Annotated in this window: 13 protein-coding genes and 1 pseudogene; 4 read left to right on the forward strand and 10 right to left on the reverse strand. The window is 62.3% G+C overall.

Annotation, left to right across the window (positions count from 1 at the left end):
- Window positions 1–4: 4 nt before the first annotated feature.
- The 3 genes and pseudogenes from RRH01S_RS07115 to RRH01S_RS07125 form a co-directional block, all read right to left on the reverse strand.
- Window positions 5–495: pseudogene (locus RRH01S_RS07115) on the reverse strand (tripartite tricarboxylate transporter TctB family protein).
- The gene (locus tag RRH01S_RS07120) at window positions 492–1,412 is read right to left on the reverse strand and encodes a Bug family tripartite tricarboxylate transporter substrate binding protein (protein ID WP_374188749.1); all 921 of its coding nucleotides are present in this window, start codon (window positions 1,410–1,412) and stop codon (window positions 492–494) included. Before RRH01S_RS07120 ends, RRH01S_RS07115 begins: the two are co-directional and overlap by 4 nt.
- Before the next feature lie 280 nt (window positions 1,413–1,692).
- Window positions 1,693–2,760 carry an ABC transporter substrate-binding protein gene (locus RRH01S_RS07125; protein WP_042471141.1) on the reverse strand — a complete coding sequence of 356 codons (1,068 nt, stop codon included), beginning with the start codon at window positions 2,758–2,760 and terminating at the stop codon, window positions 1,693–1,695.
- A gap of 182 nt (window positions 2,761–2,942) precedes the next feature.
- Between RRH01S_RS07125 and RRH01S_RS07130 the strand changes: the two genes are divergently transcribed.
- On the forward strand, window positions 2,943–3,617 hold the full coding sequence (locus RRH01S_RS07130) for a response regulator (RefSeq protein WP_042470627.1): 675 nt from the start codon (window positions 2,943–2,945) through the stop codon (window positions 3,615–3,617).
- On the forward strand, window positions 3,614–5,005 hold the full coding sequence (locus RRH01S_RS07135) for a sensor histidine kinase (protein ID WP_012649122.1): 1,392 nt from the start codon (window positions 3,614–3,616) through the stop codon (window positions 5,003–5,005). The genes RRH01S_RS07130 and RRH01S_RS07135 overlap by 4 nt, the downstream gene beginning before the upstream one ends.
- Window positions 5,006–5,143: 138 nt before the next feature.
- Here RRH01S_RS07135 and amaB read toward each other — a convergent pair whose 3' ends face one another.
- Complete coding sequence (amaB, locus tag RRH01S_RS07140; protein ID WP_007688747.1) at window positions 5,144–6,676, reverse strand: L-piperidine-6-carboxylate dehydrogenase; 1,533 nt, start codon at window positions 6,674–6,676, stop codon at window positions 5,144–5,146.
- A 119-nt stretch (window positions 6,677–6,795) separates the two neighbouring features.
- Window positions 6,796–8,079 (reverse strand): NAD(P)/FAD-dependent oxidoreductase, encoded by a 1,284-nt coding sequence (locus RRH01S_RS07145; protein WP_042470631.1) that lies wholly within the window; start codon window positions 8,077–8,079, stop codon window positions 6,796–6,798.
- A 272-nt stretch (window positions 8,080–8,351) separates the two neighbouring features.
- On the opposite strand from RRH01S_RS07145, the gene RRH01S_RS07150 reads away from it, so the two are divergent.
- A complete protein-coding gene (locus RRH01S_RS07150) occupies window positions 8,352–9,242 on the forward strand; it encodes a LysR family transcriptional regulator (protein WP_174006544.1) in 891 nt (296 codons plus the stop codon).
- A 157-nt stretch (window positions 9,243–9,399) separates the two neighbouring features.
- Window positions 9,400–9,576 carry a hypothetical protein gene (locus RRH01S_RS34345; protein ID WP_007688753.1) on the forward strand — a complete coding sequence of 59 codons (177 nt, stop codon included), beginning with the start codon at window positions 9,400–9,402 and terminating at the stop codon, window positions 9,574–9,576.
- 89 nt (window positions 9,577–9,665) lie between these two features.
- Here RRH01S_RS34345 and RRH01S_RS07155 read toward each other — a convergent pair whose 3' ends face one another.
- The 5 genes from RRH01S_RS07155 to RRH01S_RS07175 all read right to left on the reverse strand — a co-directional run bounded on the left by RRH01S_RS07155 (window position 9,666) and on the right by RRH01S_RS07175 (window position 14,137).
- The gene (locus tag RRH01S_RS07155; RefSeq protein WP_042471145.1) at window positions 9,666–10,487 is read right to left on the reverse strand and encodes an ABC transporter permease; all 822 of its coding nucleotides are present in this window, start codon (window positions 10,485–10,487) and stop codon (window positions 9,666–9,668) included.
- Window positions 10,488–10,515: 28 nt separating this feature from the next.
- The gene (locus tag RRH01S_RS07160; protein WP_037221451.1) at window positions 10,516–11,283 is read right to left on the reverse strand and encodes an ABC transporter ATP-binding protein; all 768 of its coding nucleotides are present in this window, start codon (window positions 11,281–11,283) and stop codon (window positions 10,516–10,518) included.
- A gap of 49 nt (window positions 11,284–11,332) precedes the next feature.
- Window positions 11,333–12,355 carry an ABC transporter substrate-binding protein gene (locus RRH01S_RS07165; RefSeq protein ID WP_042470636.1) on the reverse strand — a complete coding sequence of 341 codons (1,023 nt, stop codon included), beginning with the start codon at window positions 12,353–12,355 and terminating at the stop codon, window positions 11,333–11,335.
- Window positions 12,356–12,502: 147 nt separating this feature from the next.
- Window positions 12,503–13,405: an alpha/beta fold hydrolase gene (locus tag RRH01S_RS07170; RefSeq protein ID WP_042470639.1), complete on the reverse strand. Its 903-nt coding sequence runs from the start codon at window positions 13,403–13,405 to the stop codon at window positions 12,503–12,505.
- Window positions 13,406–13,429: 24 nt separating this feature from the next.
- The gene (locus RRH01S_RS07175) at window positions 13,430–14,137 is read right to left on the reverse strand and encodes a GIN domain-containing protein (protein WP_042470642.1); all 708 of its coding nucleotides are present in this window, start codon (window positions 14,135–14,137) and stop codon (window positions 13,430–13,432) included.
- Window positions 14,138–14,156: the final 19 nt, after the last annotated feature.

Raw genomic sequence — 14,156 nt, forward strand, 5'->3', positions numbered from 1 at the left:
GGCCTCACCAAAATAGATGTTCGAGCGGACCGGCTGGAAGCGACAGCTGCAACAGCCCGGAAAAGATCAACCAGACCCCGAGACAGAGCGCGATGCCGAGCGGGATCGATATCCAGAGCTTGCGCTTGCCGAAGGCGGCTGCAGTCGCCGCAAAGAGCAGACCGGTCGCGATCGAAAAGCCCAGCGGTTTCAACAGCAGCATCTGGGCGGCAAGACCGCCGACGATCCAGACCACAGGCGCAACTTCCTGACGTTCGCGCACGGGAAAGTCTGCGCGTAGCGCTGCAAGGACGGTCCAGGCGGACAGAACAGCAGCCCGCCGGCGATCACGAAAGGAATGGTCGCGGGGCCGATGCCTGAATAGCTCGCAATTTTCGCCAGCCGCGAACTGTCCCAGAAGATCAGGCCGGCAAGGGCAGCGAGAAAGGCGGCGATGACAAGCGCCGCCCGATCCGGGCGGCGTGTCTGTGTGGTAGGGGAATTGCCCGTGGTCATTGGACGAGCCCGATGTCCTTGAGGACGCCTTCGGTCGCGGAAATATCCTTGGCGAGCTGTTCTTTGAAGGCGTCGCCGGCGAGATAGGTATCCTCCCAGCCCTTCGTCTTCAGAAGCTCCTGCCAGCCGGCGGACTTGGCAAGCTTTTCGACGTCGGACGACACGGCGGCCTTCTGCTCGTCGCTCAAGCCGGGTGCTGCCGCAATCATGCGCCAGTTTTCGACCACGACGTCGAGGCCGCTTTCCTTGATCGTCGGCGCATCGATGCCGTCAAGACGCTCGCCGCTCGACACGGCGAGGAGACGCAGCGCACCGGACTTCACCTGGGATTCAAATTCGCCGTAACCGGAAATCCCCGCCGTCACCTGGCTGCCGAGGATGGCGGCCAGCGCTTCGCCGCCGCCGGAAAAGGCGATGTAGTTGATCTTGGTCGGATCGACACCCGCCGCCTTTGCAATGAGGCCGACCGCGATATGGTCGGTGCCGCCGGCCGAACCGCCGGCCCAGGACACCGAACCTGGATCCTTCTTCAGTGCCTCGACAAGATCGCCCATGGTTTTCAGTGGCGAGGCGGCCGGAACGACGATGGCTTCATATTCGCCGGTCAGGCGTGCGATCGGTGTCACGTCCTTGAGCGACACCGGCGATTTGTTGGTCAGGATGGCGCCGACCATGACATAGCCGCCGACGATCAGGGCATTCGGATTGCCGCTCGCCTGGCTGGCGAACTGCGCCAGACCGATGGTGCCGCCGGCACCCGGCACGTTCTGCACCTGGACATTGCGGGAGATGCCTTCCTGCTGCATCACCGACTGGATGGAGCGGGCGGTCTGGTCCCAGCCGCCACCGGGATTGGCCGGTGCCATGATGGTGTAGTCCGCCGCGAAAGCCGGCAGCGCAAGGGCGCCGGCAAGCATGGAAGCCAGAAAAAACTGTTTCAAGATTAGTCCTCCGTCGGGCGCGCTCCTTGGAGATCGGCGCGATGTTTATCCTCTTTGCGGACGGGGATTGGCTTCATCGATTAAGCGGCGCCAGGACGTCAATGACCTGCTTGCGCCGGATCCAGATGAAATACTCCTCCCATACGCTTCGATCATTCGCCTCCACGAATGATGAAGAGCCGCAAGCCATCACAGGAAGCTGACATCTAGCTGACATCGGCCGGTGTCATGTCGCACGAACATTGCCTGGCCGGAGCTATTGCAGACGCAAGGCTTCGTTCCAGCGGGCAATCAGCCGCGCTCGCTTGACCTGGTCGAGATAGACCATCAGGCCGGGGCTGACCGGCACTGGGCGCAATTGGCCGCCCAGCATTTCGCGCATGGTATTGGCGGTGTTGGCGCCGGCGACATCCGGGCTTACCGCCGGGATCTGAAGCTCGCGGGCCATGATCGTCTGGCCTTCCTTGGACATGAAAAACGCCAGATAGCGCTTTCCGAGATCCGGGGAGGCGGCCGCCTGTGGCACGAGCCCGATACGCGACATGACAACGGTATAGTCCCGTGGCAGAACGATGCCGACATCGGGGTAACGCGAGGCCCAATTGGCGGCGTAGGAGCCGAGGATGTTATAGCCGAGCGTGAAGCGGCCGTCGGATACGCGCTCGAGAATGGCCGTGCTGGTCGAATAGACTTTCACGCCGGCCGCCCCCATGGCCTGGATGACCGACCAGATGTCGCCGAATTGCTCCTGGTCGCGCGCCATGAACAGAAAGCCGACACCCGATCGCTCGATATCATAGGTGCCGATCCGGCCACGGACCTCGTTCCCGTGCCGCTTCAGGTAGTCGACGAGTTCCGCGCGCGTCGATGGCGGTTTCTCCTGGGTGAAGCTCGGCTTGTGGTAGACGAAAACGGCGGGCTCGAAGGTCAGGGCATAGGCTGTGTTGCGCCAGTTCGCCCATTCCGGCCAGCGGCCGCTCATCGGCAGATCGCTGCGCTGGGCGTATCCGTCATTGCTGAGCTTGACCTGAAGATCCATCGCCGAGGAGAAGGCGAAATCCGCCGTCCTGCCGCCGGCGTCGGTTTCCTTGACGATCCGGTCGTAGATCTCCCCCGTCAGCATATCCTCGTAGCGGACGGCGACATCGGGGTTGGCCGTCTGAAACCCCCTGATCATCGGCGTCGCCAGCGGCTCGTCCAGCGAGGAGTAGACGATGACCTCAGGCGCCTTCTCATTCCCCGAGAGCGCCGGAAAGACAACAGGCTCCGCTGCAGCAAGGCTCGCATTGAGGCAGATGGTAAGGAGGATAAAAAGAGGCCGCATGGGGTGATATTGCCGCAGCGGCAGATCGTTCACAAGCGCATGCCCACCGGTCTGAGCTCCGCTTGTCGTTTCAGGTGAGGAAAAGTACCGTAACACCTTGGATTGCTGCCTGGCGTTTTCCCAAATCGATTCCGGTCCAAGGCGGAATGCGCTAGAATGCGGGCTGGGGGAGAATAGTCGTTTTGCGCATATTGCTGGTTGAGGACAACAAGGCACTTTCCGAAGGGCTTTTCGCGATCCTGCGCGGGGCCGGCTATGCCGTTGATGTGGTGGGCGACGGCGCTTCTGCGAATGCGGCGGCGGCCGCCGAAACCTTCGATCTCGTCATCCTCGATCTCAACCTGCCGGAGATGGACGGGCTCGATGTGCTCCGGGCCATGCGCGCGCGCCAGAACAAGGCGGCCGTACTCATTCTGACGGCGCGGGGTACGCAGGAAGAGAAGGTGCGCGGCCTCGATCTGGGTGCTGACGACTACATGATCAAGCCCTTCGACATCAGCGAATTCGAGGCGCGCGTTCGCGTGCTCCTGCGCCGGCAGGCGGGGCTTCGCGCGTCGCTCGTCACCTATGGCAATGTCGTCCTCGACCTCAATTCACGCACCTTCTCGGCCAATGGCGTTCCCATCGATATTCCGGCCCGCGAACTTGGCCTTCTCGAAACCCTGTTCATGCGCGCCGGCAGGGTCGTCGCCAAGGAGGCGATCATCCAGTCGCTTGCCGCCTTCGACGACGATCTGAGCGCCAATGCCATCGAGCAATATGTCAGCCGGTTGCGCAAGCGTCTCGCGCCGCACGGATTGACGGTCAGGACGGCCCGCGGCATCGGCTATTATCTCGACAAGCTGGCGGACGGATGAGGGCACAGTCAGCCTATTCCCTGCGCCGCAGGCTGCTTGCCTGGCTTCTGATCGCGACCGTCGTCATCGGCGTCGTTGCGCTGGCCGACACCTATCGAGAGGCGCTGACAACCGCAAACACCGTTTCGGACCGCGTTCTCGCCGGCTCGGCGCTTGCTATCGCTGAACGCGTCGTCGTCGCTGAAGACGGCACGCTGGAAGTGGATATTCCCTATGTCGCGCTGGAAATGCTGACATCGGCGGCCCAGGACCGCGTCTTCTACCGCGTGGACGGTCCGCCCGGCCGGTTCATCACCGGCTATCAGAACTTGCCATCGATTGCCGACATGAAGGGACAGGCGGCGGTCTACGCTGATCACATGTTCGGCGGCGAACCGATCCGGCTTGCCGTGCTCGAGCGTTCGGCGTCGACGGGCATCAATTCGGTTCCGTTCACGGTGACCGTCGCCGAAACGACGATCGGCCGCACGCAGCTGACGCAGGCCATTCTGCTCCGCTCAGCCTTGCGCCTTCTGATCCTCATTCTCGGTGCCGCCATTATCGTCTGGATCGCCGTCACCGTATCGCTTCGGCCGCTCTATCGCCTCGGGGATGCCATTGCGGAGCGCAGCCCCGACGATCTCCATCCGATCCGGCAATCCGCGCCGAGCGAGGTCGAGGGGTTGGTGGAGACGGTCAATTCCTTCATGGTGCGGCTGCAATCGGCGCTTGATGCATTGCGCCATTTCACCGGAAATGCCGGCCACCAGCTGCGCACGCCCCTTGCCATTATCCGTACCCAGCTTGCGCTGTCGGCGCGCGCGACGTCGCTCGACGAGGCGCGGGAGGCCGCGCGCAAGGGTGATGAGGCCGTTGCCCATGCGGAACGCATCCTGGCGCAACTGCTGCTCATGGCGAAAGTCGAAGCGGCCGCTTCGAAAGAGCCGCAATCGCAGACGACCCTCGATCTTGTGTCGCTTGCACAGCGGATCACCGGCGACCATGTTCCCGGCGCCGGCGAAGCCGGCATCGATCTCGGCTTTGAGGGTGAGGGGAGCGCTCTCATTCGGGCCGAGCCGCTTCTGATCGGCGAGCTTCTGCGTAATCTTATCGAGAACGCGATCGCCTATGCCGGACGCGGGACGGAGGTGACTGTGCGCGTGGAGGCAAAGGGAGAGGTGGTCTGTCTGGACGTGGAAGACAATGGCACGGGTATCCCACTGGACAAACGACAAAGCGTGCGACAGCGATTTGCCCGCGGGGGAGGCGGGCAGGCGCCCGGAATGGGCCTGGGGCTGCCGATCGTCGAGGAGATCGCCGGCCTGTTCGGCGGCTCGCTGACGCTTGGCGAGGGAGCCGGCGGAAAGGGGCTGAAAGCCTCAGTTATCTTCCCCGGCAAATTGGACTGACGGGGAGTCCGCCTGATCGCGCACTGTTGCCGGGCAGACCGAAGAAGCTTTCGCCGGGAACCAGTCCGACAAGCACTTCGTTCTGGGAGCTGCGGACGGGGCGGACTATCGCCCCATCCATTGGTTCGGTTAGCTCTTTTACTCGACGTCGAACTTGACGCCTTGTGCGAGCGGAAGGGTGCGGCCGTAATTGATGGTGTTGGTGGCGCGGCGCATATAGGCCTTCCAGGCGTCTGAACCGGATTCGCGGCCGCCGCCGGTCTCCTTTTCACCGCCGAAGGCTCCACCGATCTCGGCGCCCGATGGGCCGAGATTGACGTTGGCGATGCCGCAATCCGAACCGCGTGCCGAAACGAAGGCTTCCGCCTCGCGCATGTCATTGGTGAAGATCGACGACGACAGGCCCTGCGGCACAGCATTGTGCAGCGCCAGTACCGCGTCGAAATCGCTGTACTTCATCACATAGAGGATCGGCGCGAAGGTCTCGTTCTCGACCGGGCCGGTCTGCGCCGGCATCTCGACCAGCGCCGGACGGACGTAGAAGGCATCGGCAGACCCGTTTTCGACACGCTCGCCGCCGGTCACCTTGCCGCCGGCCGATTTCGCTTCGCCAAGAGCGGCCTGCATCCGGTCGAAAGCCTGCTTGTCGATCAGCGGGCCGACCAGCGTACCCTGTTCCAGCGGATTGCCGATGGTGACGGAGCCGTAAGCCTTCTGCAGACGCGGCACGAGCTGATCGTAGACGCTCTCATGCACGAAGAGACGGCGCAGCGTCGTGCAGCGCTGGCCGGCGGTGCCCATGGCGGAGAAGGCGACGCCGCGCAGCGTCAGATCGAGATCGGCCGTCGGGCTGACGATCGCGGCATTGTTGCCGCCGAGCTCGAGAATCGCGCGGGCGAAGCGGCTGGCAAGCCGAGGACCGACGGCGCGGCCCATGGCCGTCGAGCCGGTGGCGGAGACCAGCGGAACCTTGGGGTGGTCGACCAGGATTTCACCGAGATCGCGACCACCGATAATGAGCGTCGAGAGATTGGCCGGGGCGTCGCCGCCCTCGGCGACAAAGCGCTTCAGGGCCTTTTCGAACAGAGCCTGTGTGGCAAGCGCCGTCAGCGGCGTCTTTTCCGAGGGCTTCCAGATCGTCGAATTGCCGCAGACCATGGCGAGTGCCGCATTCCATGACCAGACGGCGACCGGGAAGTTGAAGGCGGAGATGATGCCGATCGGGCCGAGCGGATGCCAGGTCTCCATCATCCGGTGTTCGGAGCGTTCGGTGGCAATCGTCAGGCCGTAAAGCTGGCGCGACAAGCCCACAGCGAAATCGCAGATGTCGATCATTTCCTGCACTTCGCCCAGACCTTCGGAGGTGATCTTGCCAACCTCGATGGAGACGAGACGGCCAAGCGCCGCCTTGCCGGCGCGCAGCTCTTCGCCGAGCAGACGAACCAGCTCGCCGCGCTTCGGCGCCGGCACATTACGCCAGGCGAGGAAGGCGTCCTGCGCCTTGTCGATCGCAGCCTTGGCATCGGCCGCCGAATCTTCCCTCAACCGGCCGATTTCGGCGCCGGTTACCGGCGAGGTCACGGCAAGCGTTCCGCCCGTATAACGATCGGCGGCAACGCCAAGGTCGGTCAGGATTTTCGAGACTTCTGAGGCGAGATCTAGTGTGGACATGGTCGTTATCGTCTTTCTGATGGAAGCGTGTTCGGTGATATCTGGTGACTGTCGGCGTAGGACGGAAGAGTTGTCTAACCTGATCTTCGTCCGCGCCCGGCTTTCTTTAAATGGTCTCGCTAGAAGCGGTCGCTGGTCAGATGCGCGAGCTGAGCTCCGGCCTCGTAGTAGAGTTCTTTGGCGGCACGGAAGCTTGCGTCCTTGGGCTCGGTCAGCGGCAGGGGAAGCTCGGCTTCGCTGATATCGCCGAGGATATGGCGGGCGATGGTCTTGCCAAACACCGTGCCCGGCGCAATGCCCCGGCCATTATAGCCGGAAAAGCCGATGACGTTCTCCGCGAATTTATGGAAACGGGGGACAGCATCGTCGGTCATGCCGATCTTGCCGTACCATTCGTTTTCCAAGGCGATGTCACCGAGATGCGGGAACAGCTTCTTCAATGACCGCCGCGCCCAGCTCCTGTGAACCGCAAGGCCGGTGTTGCGCAGTGCCCCGATGCTGCCGATCACAAGACGTCCGGCCTGGTCCATGCGGAAGGACGATAGGACTTCCTTCGTGTCCCAGCAGCCTTCGCGGCCAGGCAGGATCGATTTCCGCACATTGTCGCCGAGCGGCACGGTGGCGAAATTGAAATAGGGCAGATGCACCTGCTCGGTACGCACATGCTCCCAGGGGCCAGTGGAATAGGCGTCGGTCGCAACGACGATCCACTTGGCGGAGACGGAGCCATGCGCCGTACTCACCTTCCATCCGTCGCCCTGGCGTTCGGTGGCGATGACGGCGCTGCCGGTAAAGATTTTCGTGCCCGCACGGATGGCGGCGTGCGCCAGGCCGCGCGCATAGGCAAGCGGCTGGATCGTGCCGGCGCGCGGATCGAACAACGATCCGGCATAGGCAGCGCTGCCGACGCGATGGGCAGTCTCTTCGGCAGACAGCAGTTGCACCGGGGCGCCACGGGCGGTCCATTGGCGATGCCGCTCCTGCAATTCTTTCAGGCCATCGGCGCCGACGGCCAGATGCAGTGTGCCGTTCTTTTCGATTTCGCAGGGGATTTCATATCTCTCGACAATCTCGCGCACCAGAAGCGGCGCGCCGCCAAGCAGATCGAGCGTCCGCTCGCCGTGGACCGGTCCGAGCACGCCGGGAATATCGTCCGGCATTACCCACATGCCGCCATTGATCAGGCCGACATTGCGGCCAGCACCACCAAAGCCGATCTCGACCGCCTCCAGAACCACCGCCGACTGACCGGCTTCAGTGAGATGCAGGGCTGCCGAGAGGCCAGTGTAACCGCCACCGACGACAACGACATCGGCGGTGAGATCGCCGGCAAGCGCTGGTGTCACAGGGCCGGCGGGCGCGGTCTTTTCCCAAAGGCCGTGGGAGCGGGGATTATTCAGCATCGATCCTGTCCATCAATACGAAAATATCGGGCAATGCCTGTGCGGCAAACTGGAACCGGCATCCTGAGAGACGCCTGGCCCGGCCGCAGCCTGTGTCTGAAGATGAAAGCAGTAGCCTGCATTGGACTATCTCGCAACGGTTGGTCAGATCGAAGGGGACGACGTTTGTGGAGATATGGCGACATCATTCCGATTTTTCCGCTTCTTCCCCTTTACGGCGCGGTTTTCGGGGAAGAAATTGATATTTCTTCAAGAGTTAATTCCGTATGGGAATGAACATGATCACGCCGCGACGATTTCTGCCCTCCTTGTCCCTGCTGTCCGCTTTCGAGGCAGCGGCACGCACCGGCAGTGTTACCGTTGCGGCAAGAGAACTGGATCTGACCCAGAGCGCCGTCAGCCGCCAGATCAAGGCGCTGGAAGAGCAGCTTGGCGTGGAGCTGTTCGTGCGGGAGCGCCAGACCATCCGCCTGACGCTTGCCGGCGACAGCTATGCCCGCGAAATCCGCGAGGCATTGCGGCGGATTTCGTCGGCCTCGCTCGACCTGCGCGCCAACCCGAATGGCGGAACATTGAACGTGGCGATCCTGCCGACTTTCGGGACACGCTGGCTCGCCCCGAGGCTCGGCGATTTCCTTGCGACCAATCCGGGCATCACCATAAATCTGGTCACCCGTTTGTCACCATTCGATTTTCGGCTGGATTCGATCGACGCGGCCATCCATTTCGGCCATCCGCATTGGCCGGGCGCCGAACTTGCATTCCTGATGTCGGAGCGGACTATGCCGGCCTGCAGCCCCGATTTCCTCGCCCGCCACCGACTGGTGGAGCCCGCCGATTTCCTGCAGGTGCCGCTGCTGCATCTGACAACCCGGCCGGATGCCTGGGAAAAATGGCTGGCCGCGAACGGCGCCCCTGCCTCCGGTGTGCGGGGCATGTTGTTCGATCAGTTTGCAACCGCCGCTCAGGCCGCCATCTCCGGCCTTGGCGTCGCCTTGCTGCCGACATTTCTCATCCAGGAGGAACTCAAGCGCGGGGAGCTGGTGGCGGCCTCGCCCAACGAACTGGAAAGCGACGAGCGCTATTATCTTGCCTGTCCGTTCGAGCGCCTGGCATACCCGCCGCTTGTCCGTTTTCGCGAGTGGATTGTGAATCAGCGTTGAAGGATCACACTGTCCCTGTGGAGAAGTCGAGGGTGCCTGCAAATTGAGGAATCTCTAATCGATTAAAATAAATTCAATCGTTTAAACCATTTAATGCTATGATTTACAAAGAATTTCTTTCGTGCCATCCAAAGAGCCTCACACCAAGGAGGTCCTGATGCAAGAGCGTGAAGCCGTGCGGAACGAGATACCCTTACACGTCGTTGATCGTCTCGAAAGCGAGTGGCGGTCGGTGCAGGTCGAGCGCTCGTCGCTTGGACGCGCGCCGAAGACCGACACGGTCGACAGGGCTGCCACGATGCCGGTCGGCAATCTTGGAACAGCGAATAGCTGACACTGACAGCCCCGTTTCCTCGTCGCATTCCTTGATCCTGTCGCTTACGGCAAGTCCGCTGGATATCCGCGAGCGACAGAGCCGGATGACTATCCGCGCCAGTTCAGGAAGCGCCGTTCGATCTGGCCGATGACGAAGTTCACGATCAGGCCCATCATCGACAAGATGGCGACGCCGGTGAACAGCTTTTCAAGATCATAAAGCGAGCCCGCTTCGAGGATATAGGCGCCGACGCCGAACTGCGCGCCGAGCATTTCTGCGGCAACCAGCAGGATAATCGCGATCGAGATCGAGACGCGAAGACCGGAAAGAATGGCCGGGAAAGCGCCCGGCAGGACGATTTTCCGGACGATCGACCACCAGCTCAAGCCGAAGCTCTGGCCCATGCGGATCAGCGAACGGTCGACATTGTCGACCGCGCCGTAGGTGGCAACGACCGTGGGCGTGAATGTCCCGAAGGCGATCAGCGCGTATTTCGAGGTTTCGTCGATCCCGAACCAAATGACGAACAGGGGCAGCAGGGCGATCTTCGGGATCGGAAACAACGCCGCCACAAGCGGTACGAGACCAGCGCGGACATGGCTGAAAAGGCCGATGCAAACGCCGATCGAGATGCCGGCAGTGATACCGAGGGTGGCGCCGACGAAAAGCCGCTGTAGCGACGGCAGCAGATGCTGCCAGAGCAGCCCGGTCCGCCAGAGCTGGAGGAAGGTCTCGAGAACCGCCGACGGTCGCGGCAGCGTCAGGTTAGAGATGATGCCGGTGCGAGTGCCGATTTCGGCAAGTGCGATCAGGATGACGAAAACGGCGATCGCCATACCGCGAACCGGCGTCGGGGCAAAGCCGCCGCCGCGAAAGTCGACAGCGCGAACCGGAGGCGCAATCGTGCCGGTATTGTCGTCACCGGCCATGTCTGACGGCGTTGAAAATGTGGTGATGTCAGACATTGACCAGCTCCTTGTCGGCGGCCATGGCCTCTTCCCGCATCAGCTCCCAGAGCTGCTTCTGCTTTTCCTCCAGCACCGGATCGCCGAGATGGCGGTCGGCAAGCGGAATATCGATATCGACGATGTCGCGAATACGTCCGGGACGACGGGAGAGGACGACGACACGGTGACCCAGCCGCACAGCCTCGTTGAGGTTGTGGGTAACGTAGACCGACGTGAAGGGCTGGCGGGTCCAGAGCGAAATCAGGTCGTCCATCAGCAGTTCGCGGGTTTGGCTGTCGAGCGCCGAGAGCGGCTCGTCCATGAGCATGACAGCGGGGCGAACGGCAAGGGCGCGGCTGATGGCCACGCGCTGGCGCATGCCTCCGGAGAGTTGCTTGGGAAGCGTGCGCCGAAATTCGGAAAGGCGCGTGCGTTCCAGGACATCCGTGACGATCGCGTCCATCTCGCGTTTGCCGATGCCATGATCCTCGAGCACCAGCTTGATATTGCCTTCGACCGTGCGCCAAGGCAGCAGGGCAAAGTGCTGGAACACATAGGTTAGCGGATTGAGCGAACCCGCTGGCGGGTTGCCGATTTGCAGGACCTCGCCGGATGAGGGGCGTTCGAGGCCGCCGAGGAAGCGTAGCAGTGTGGACTTGCCGCATCCGGACGGGCCGATCAGACAGACGATCTGGCCCTGCGGGATGTCAAGGGAAATGTCCTTCAGAACCTCGACGGATCCGTATCGGTGGCTGATATTCTTGAGCTTCAGGTCCATATGTCCTCCAGGCGGGAGCCTTGAGAGCCCCTGCATTCAGCCTCGGTCGTCAGATGGTCTTGACGTAGGACGTGTCGAAGAGCTGCTCGTTGGTGATCGCTTCCTTGACCATGCCTTCGGACTTGAACCATTCGAGCTGCTCCACGCAGCTGCCGAGCGAGAGTGCCAGGCCGTTGTTGATACGCATCGCGCCGTCGATCAGGTTCTGCTTGGCGGTTTCGAAGGGGCTGTCGCTTTCGACGTATTTGTGAACGATCTTCGCCAGGTCGTCGCGCTCGGCGTCGTTGGCCTTGTTGTCGACGAAGGCCGCATTGTAGTCCGCAATCGCCTTGGAATAGGCTTTGACGAAGGCCTCTGTCAGCTCGCGCTCGTTCTTGGCATTCTTGGTTGAGGTAAAGGCCGTCGTCACCTGGTAGTTCGGCGCATAGTCGGAGACGAGGCCTATCTGCTTGGCAGCACCTTCCCGGAGCATCTGCTTGGCCACATTCGGCTGGATCGCCCAGGCATCGATCTGCCCGGTCGACAGCGCGCCGACGATGGCGCCGAGCTTTTGTAGCGGGCGAAGCTGGATGTCCGAGAGCTTGATATTGTTCGCCTGCGCGATCTTGTGGATCATGAAATGGAAGGACGAGCCGGCTGTGGTGATGCCGAAGCTCTTGCCGGCAAGCTTTGACGGATCCGTCAGGCCTGCATCATAGGCCTTGTTCGAGGCGAGGATGATGGCGCCGACCGTTCCCTTTTCCTCGGTGAGCGCACCGCCTATCACCTTGACCGCGTCCTTCTGCGCCAGGCTGATGAGGCCGCCGCTCATGGCGGTCACGCCGAAATCCGCGTCGCCGGAGGCAATCGCCACCGCCATGGGCTGGGCGGCTTCGAAGAATTTCAGGTCGATGTCGAGCCCGACTTCCTTGTAATAGCCGCGTTCATAGGCAATGAAGCTCGGCGCGTGGCTGGCAAGATGCAGCACCGCAAGATTGCGGGTTGCCGCGCGCGCCGGCATGCCGAAGGCGGTGGCAGCGCCAACGGCGCCCATGCCGATAAGCGCCTGACGGCGGTTCAAGGTAAGCGTCATTCCGGTATCTCCTCCGATGGGGCAGCGCCTGGGGCGTCTTCGCTCCTGTTTGCCATTGGCTGTCGCGGAAGGCAACCAACCGTGACCATGTCTCCGGTACCTTCTGCGCCTAAGCTTCAGGCAAGGAGGCAGGCTACCCGTCGGATGTCATCGAGCGATCTTCTCCAGGAAGGGCAGCAGCGCGCCGAGCACCTCCTCGGCTGCGGTTTCAGGCAGCAGGTGGCCGCCGCCAATGCCGATGTCTTCGACATTTTCCGCCCAGTCCGCCCATATGTTCAATGGTTCCCGGCCGCCGCCATAGAGCCGTCCTGCTTCGGACAGAACAAGGACCGGTGCCTGGATCTTGCGCCCGGATGCGCGATCAATGAGATCGTCGGCATCATCGATAGTGGCGCCGGCCCTGTAGTCCTCGCACATGGCGTGCCGCACCTCCTCCCTGTCGAATGCGGCCCGATAGTCTTCGAGCGCCAGCGGGTGAAGCCGGTCGATACCGAGAGCCATCTTGTCGAGGGTGAGGTCGATCAGGAAGCGCGGGTCCGCCGCCATCAATTTTTCGGGCAGGGGCGCGGGCTGCGCCATCATGAACCAATGCCAGGCGCCCATGCCGAAAGTCTTGCTGGCACCCTCCCACATCTCCGGCGTCGGCACCACCGTCACCGACACGAGCGCAGTCACCGCTTCCGGATAGTCGAGTGCCATGCGGTAGGCGACACGGCCGCCACGGTCGTGGCCGACGACGGCGAAGCGTTCATGTCCGAGTGCTTTCATCATCTCATGCAGGCATTTCGCCATCCGGCGTTTTGACCCGGCACCTTCGGTGTCAGCGACAAGGTGGCTGTCTCCGTAGCCGGGCAGGTCCGGGATGACCACGCTGTAGTGGGTTGCGAGAACCGGTGCGATGCGATGCCAGGCAGAGCGTGTCTCCGGATAGCCATGCAGAAGCAGGACCGCCGGCCCCGAACCGCCGGTCAGCACAGCCAACTCGGCTTGGGCTGTCTCGATGCGCCTGTCCTCGAAATCGGGGAAAAGCGTATTTGCGTGTCGATACATGGCTTAATTTTCCTGCTGGAGTGGTTACGGCACTTGCCTGATACGGCCGCTGCCTCTGATTTCCGAACGGCGTAAGATCGGACGGCCGAAGAGCTCGACGTTGCCGCTTCCGGAAATCGAGACGTCCGCATCCGCTTGCGCGGCAAGTTGCACATCGCCACTGCCGCGAACCTTGATCTCAGCGGATTTGGCGGTCAGGTTTTTGAGGCGCGCCGCGCCCGAACCCGAGATATCCAGGTCGACCGTATCGGCGGCTCCGGTGGCGGCAACGCTGCCGCTTCCCCGGATGCTCAGCCGCAGCAGAGGCTGGTTGATCTGCGACAGGGTAAGATTACCGCTGCCGAGCAATTTCCAGTCGGCTATCGCCGGTCCTGACAGGCTGACATCGAGCCGGGTGTCAACCCAGCCCGGATCGCAATCCAGGCTCAGCTTTCCGCCTTCCATCCGCACATGGTCGAGAAGGGCGGGATCGCCGCTGATGATTGCCTCCGCCTTGTCTCCCGGCTGGTAGCGGACCGAGGCCGGCAGGTTGATCACCAGCCTGTCGACGGCGGTAAAGGGCAGGATAACCTGCTGGCTGGTGGATGCGGCTGATCCGCAGGTGGACGGCATCGCCCCCCACAAATGCCTCGCCTCGGCCCAATCCCGTCCGGACAGTCCGATACCCAGCGCCAGAAAGACGACTGCACCGATCAATCCCGCTGTCGCGATAAATGCCAACTTTCCAGTCATTGTCCCGTTCCTTCAACGT

The sequence above is a fragment of the Rhizobium rhizogenes NBRC 13257 genome (assembly GCF_000696095.1).
Classification (GTDB): domain Bacteria; phylum Pseudomonadota; class Alphaproteobacteria; order Rhizobiales; family Rhizobiaceae; genus Rhizobium; species Rhizobium rhizogenes.

What these genes read in the sequence shown, in the direction of transcription:
- RRH01S_RS07120 (WP_374188749.1), bottom strand. Translation starts at nt 1,412, where the DNA reads ATGCTTGCCGGCGCCCTTGCGCTGCCGGCTTTCGCGGCGGACTACACC.
- RRH01S_RS07125 (WP_042471141.1), bottom strand. Translation starts at nt 2,760, where the DNA reads ATGCGGCCTCTTTTTATCCTCCTTACCATCTGCCTCAATGCGAGCCTT.
- RRH01S_RS07135 (WP_012649122.1), top strand. Translation starts at nt 3,614, where the DNA reads ATGAGGGCACAGTCAGCCTATTCCCTGCGCCGCAGGCTGCTTGCCTGG.
- amaB (WP_007688747.1), bottom strand. Translation starts at nt 6,676, where the DNA reads ATGTCCACACTAGATCTCGCCTCAGAAGTCTCGAAAATCCTGACCGAC.
- RRH01S_RS07145 (WP_042470631.1), bottom strand. Translation starts at nt 8,079, where the DNA reads ATGCTGAATAATCCCCGCTCCCACGGCCTTTGGGAAAAGACCGCGCCC.
- RRH01S_RS07150 (WP_174006544.1), top strand. Translation starts at nt 8,352, where the DNA reads ATGAACATGATCACGCCGCGACGATTTCTGCCCTCCTTGTCCCTGCTG.
- RRH01S_RS34345 (WP_007688753.1), top strand. Translation starts at nt 9,400, where the DNA reads ATGCAAGAGCGTGAAGCCGTGCGGAACGAGATACCCTTACACGTCGTT.
- RRH01S_RS07155 (WP_042471145.1), bottom strand. Translation starts at nt 10,487, where the DNA reads ATGGCCGGTGACGACAATACCGGCACGATTGCGCCTCCGGTTCGCGCT.
- RRH01S_RS07160 (WP_037221451.1), bottom strand. Translation starts at nt 11,283, where the DNA reads ATGGACCTGAAGCTCAAGAATATCAGCCACCGATACGGATCCGTCGAG.
- RRH01S_RS07165 (WP_042470636.1), bottom strand. Translation starts at nt 12,355, where the DNA reads ATGACGCTTACCTTGAACCGCCGTCAGGCGCTTATCGGCATGGGCGCC.
- RRH01S_RS07170 (WP_042470639.1), bottom strand. Translation starts at nt 13,405, where the DNA reads ATGTATCGACACGCAAATACGCTTTTCCCCGATTTCGAGGACAGGCGC.
- RRH01S_RS07175 (WP_042470642.1), bottom strand. Translation starts at nt 14,137, where the DNA reads ATGACTGGAAAGTTGGCATTTATCGCGACAGCGGGATTGATCGGTGCA.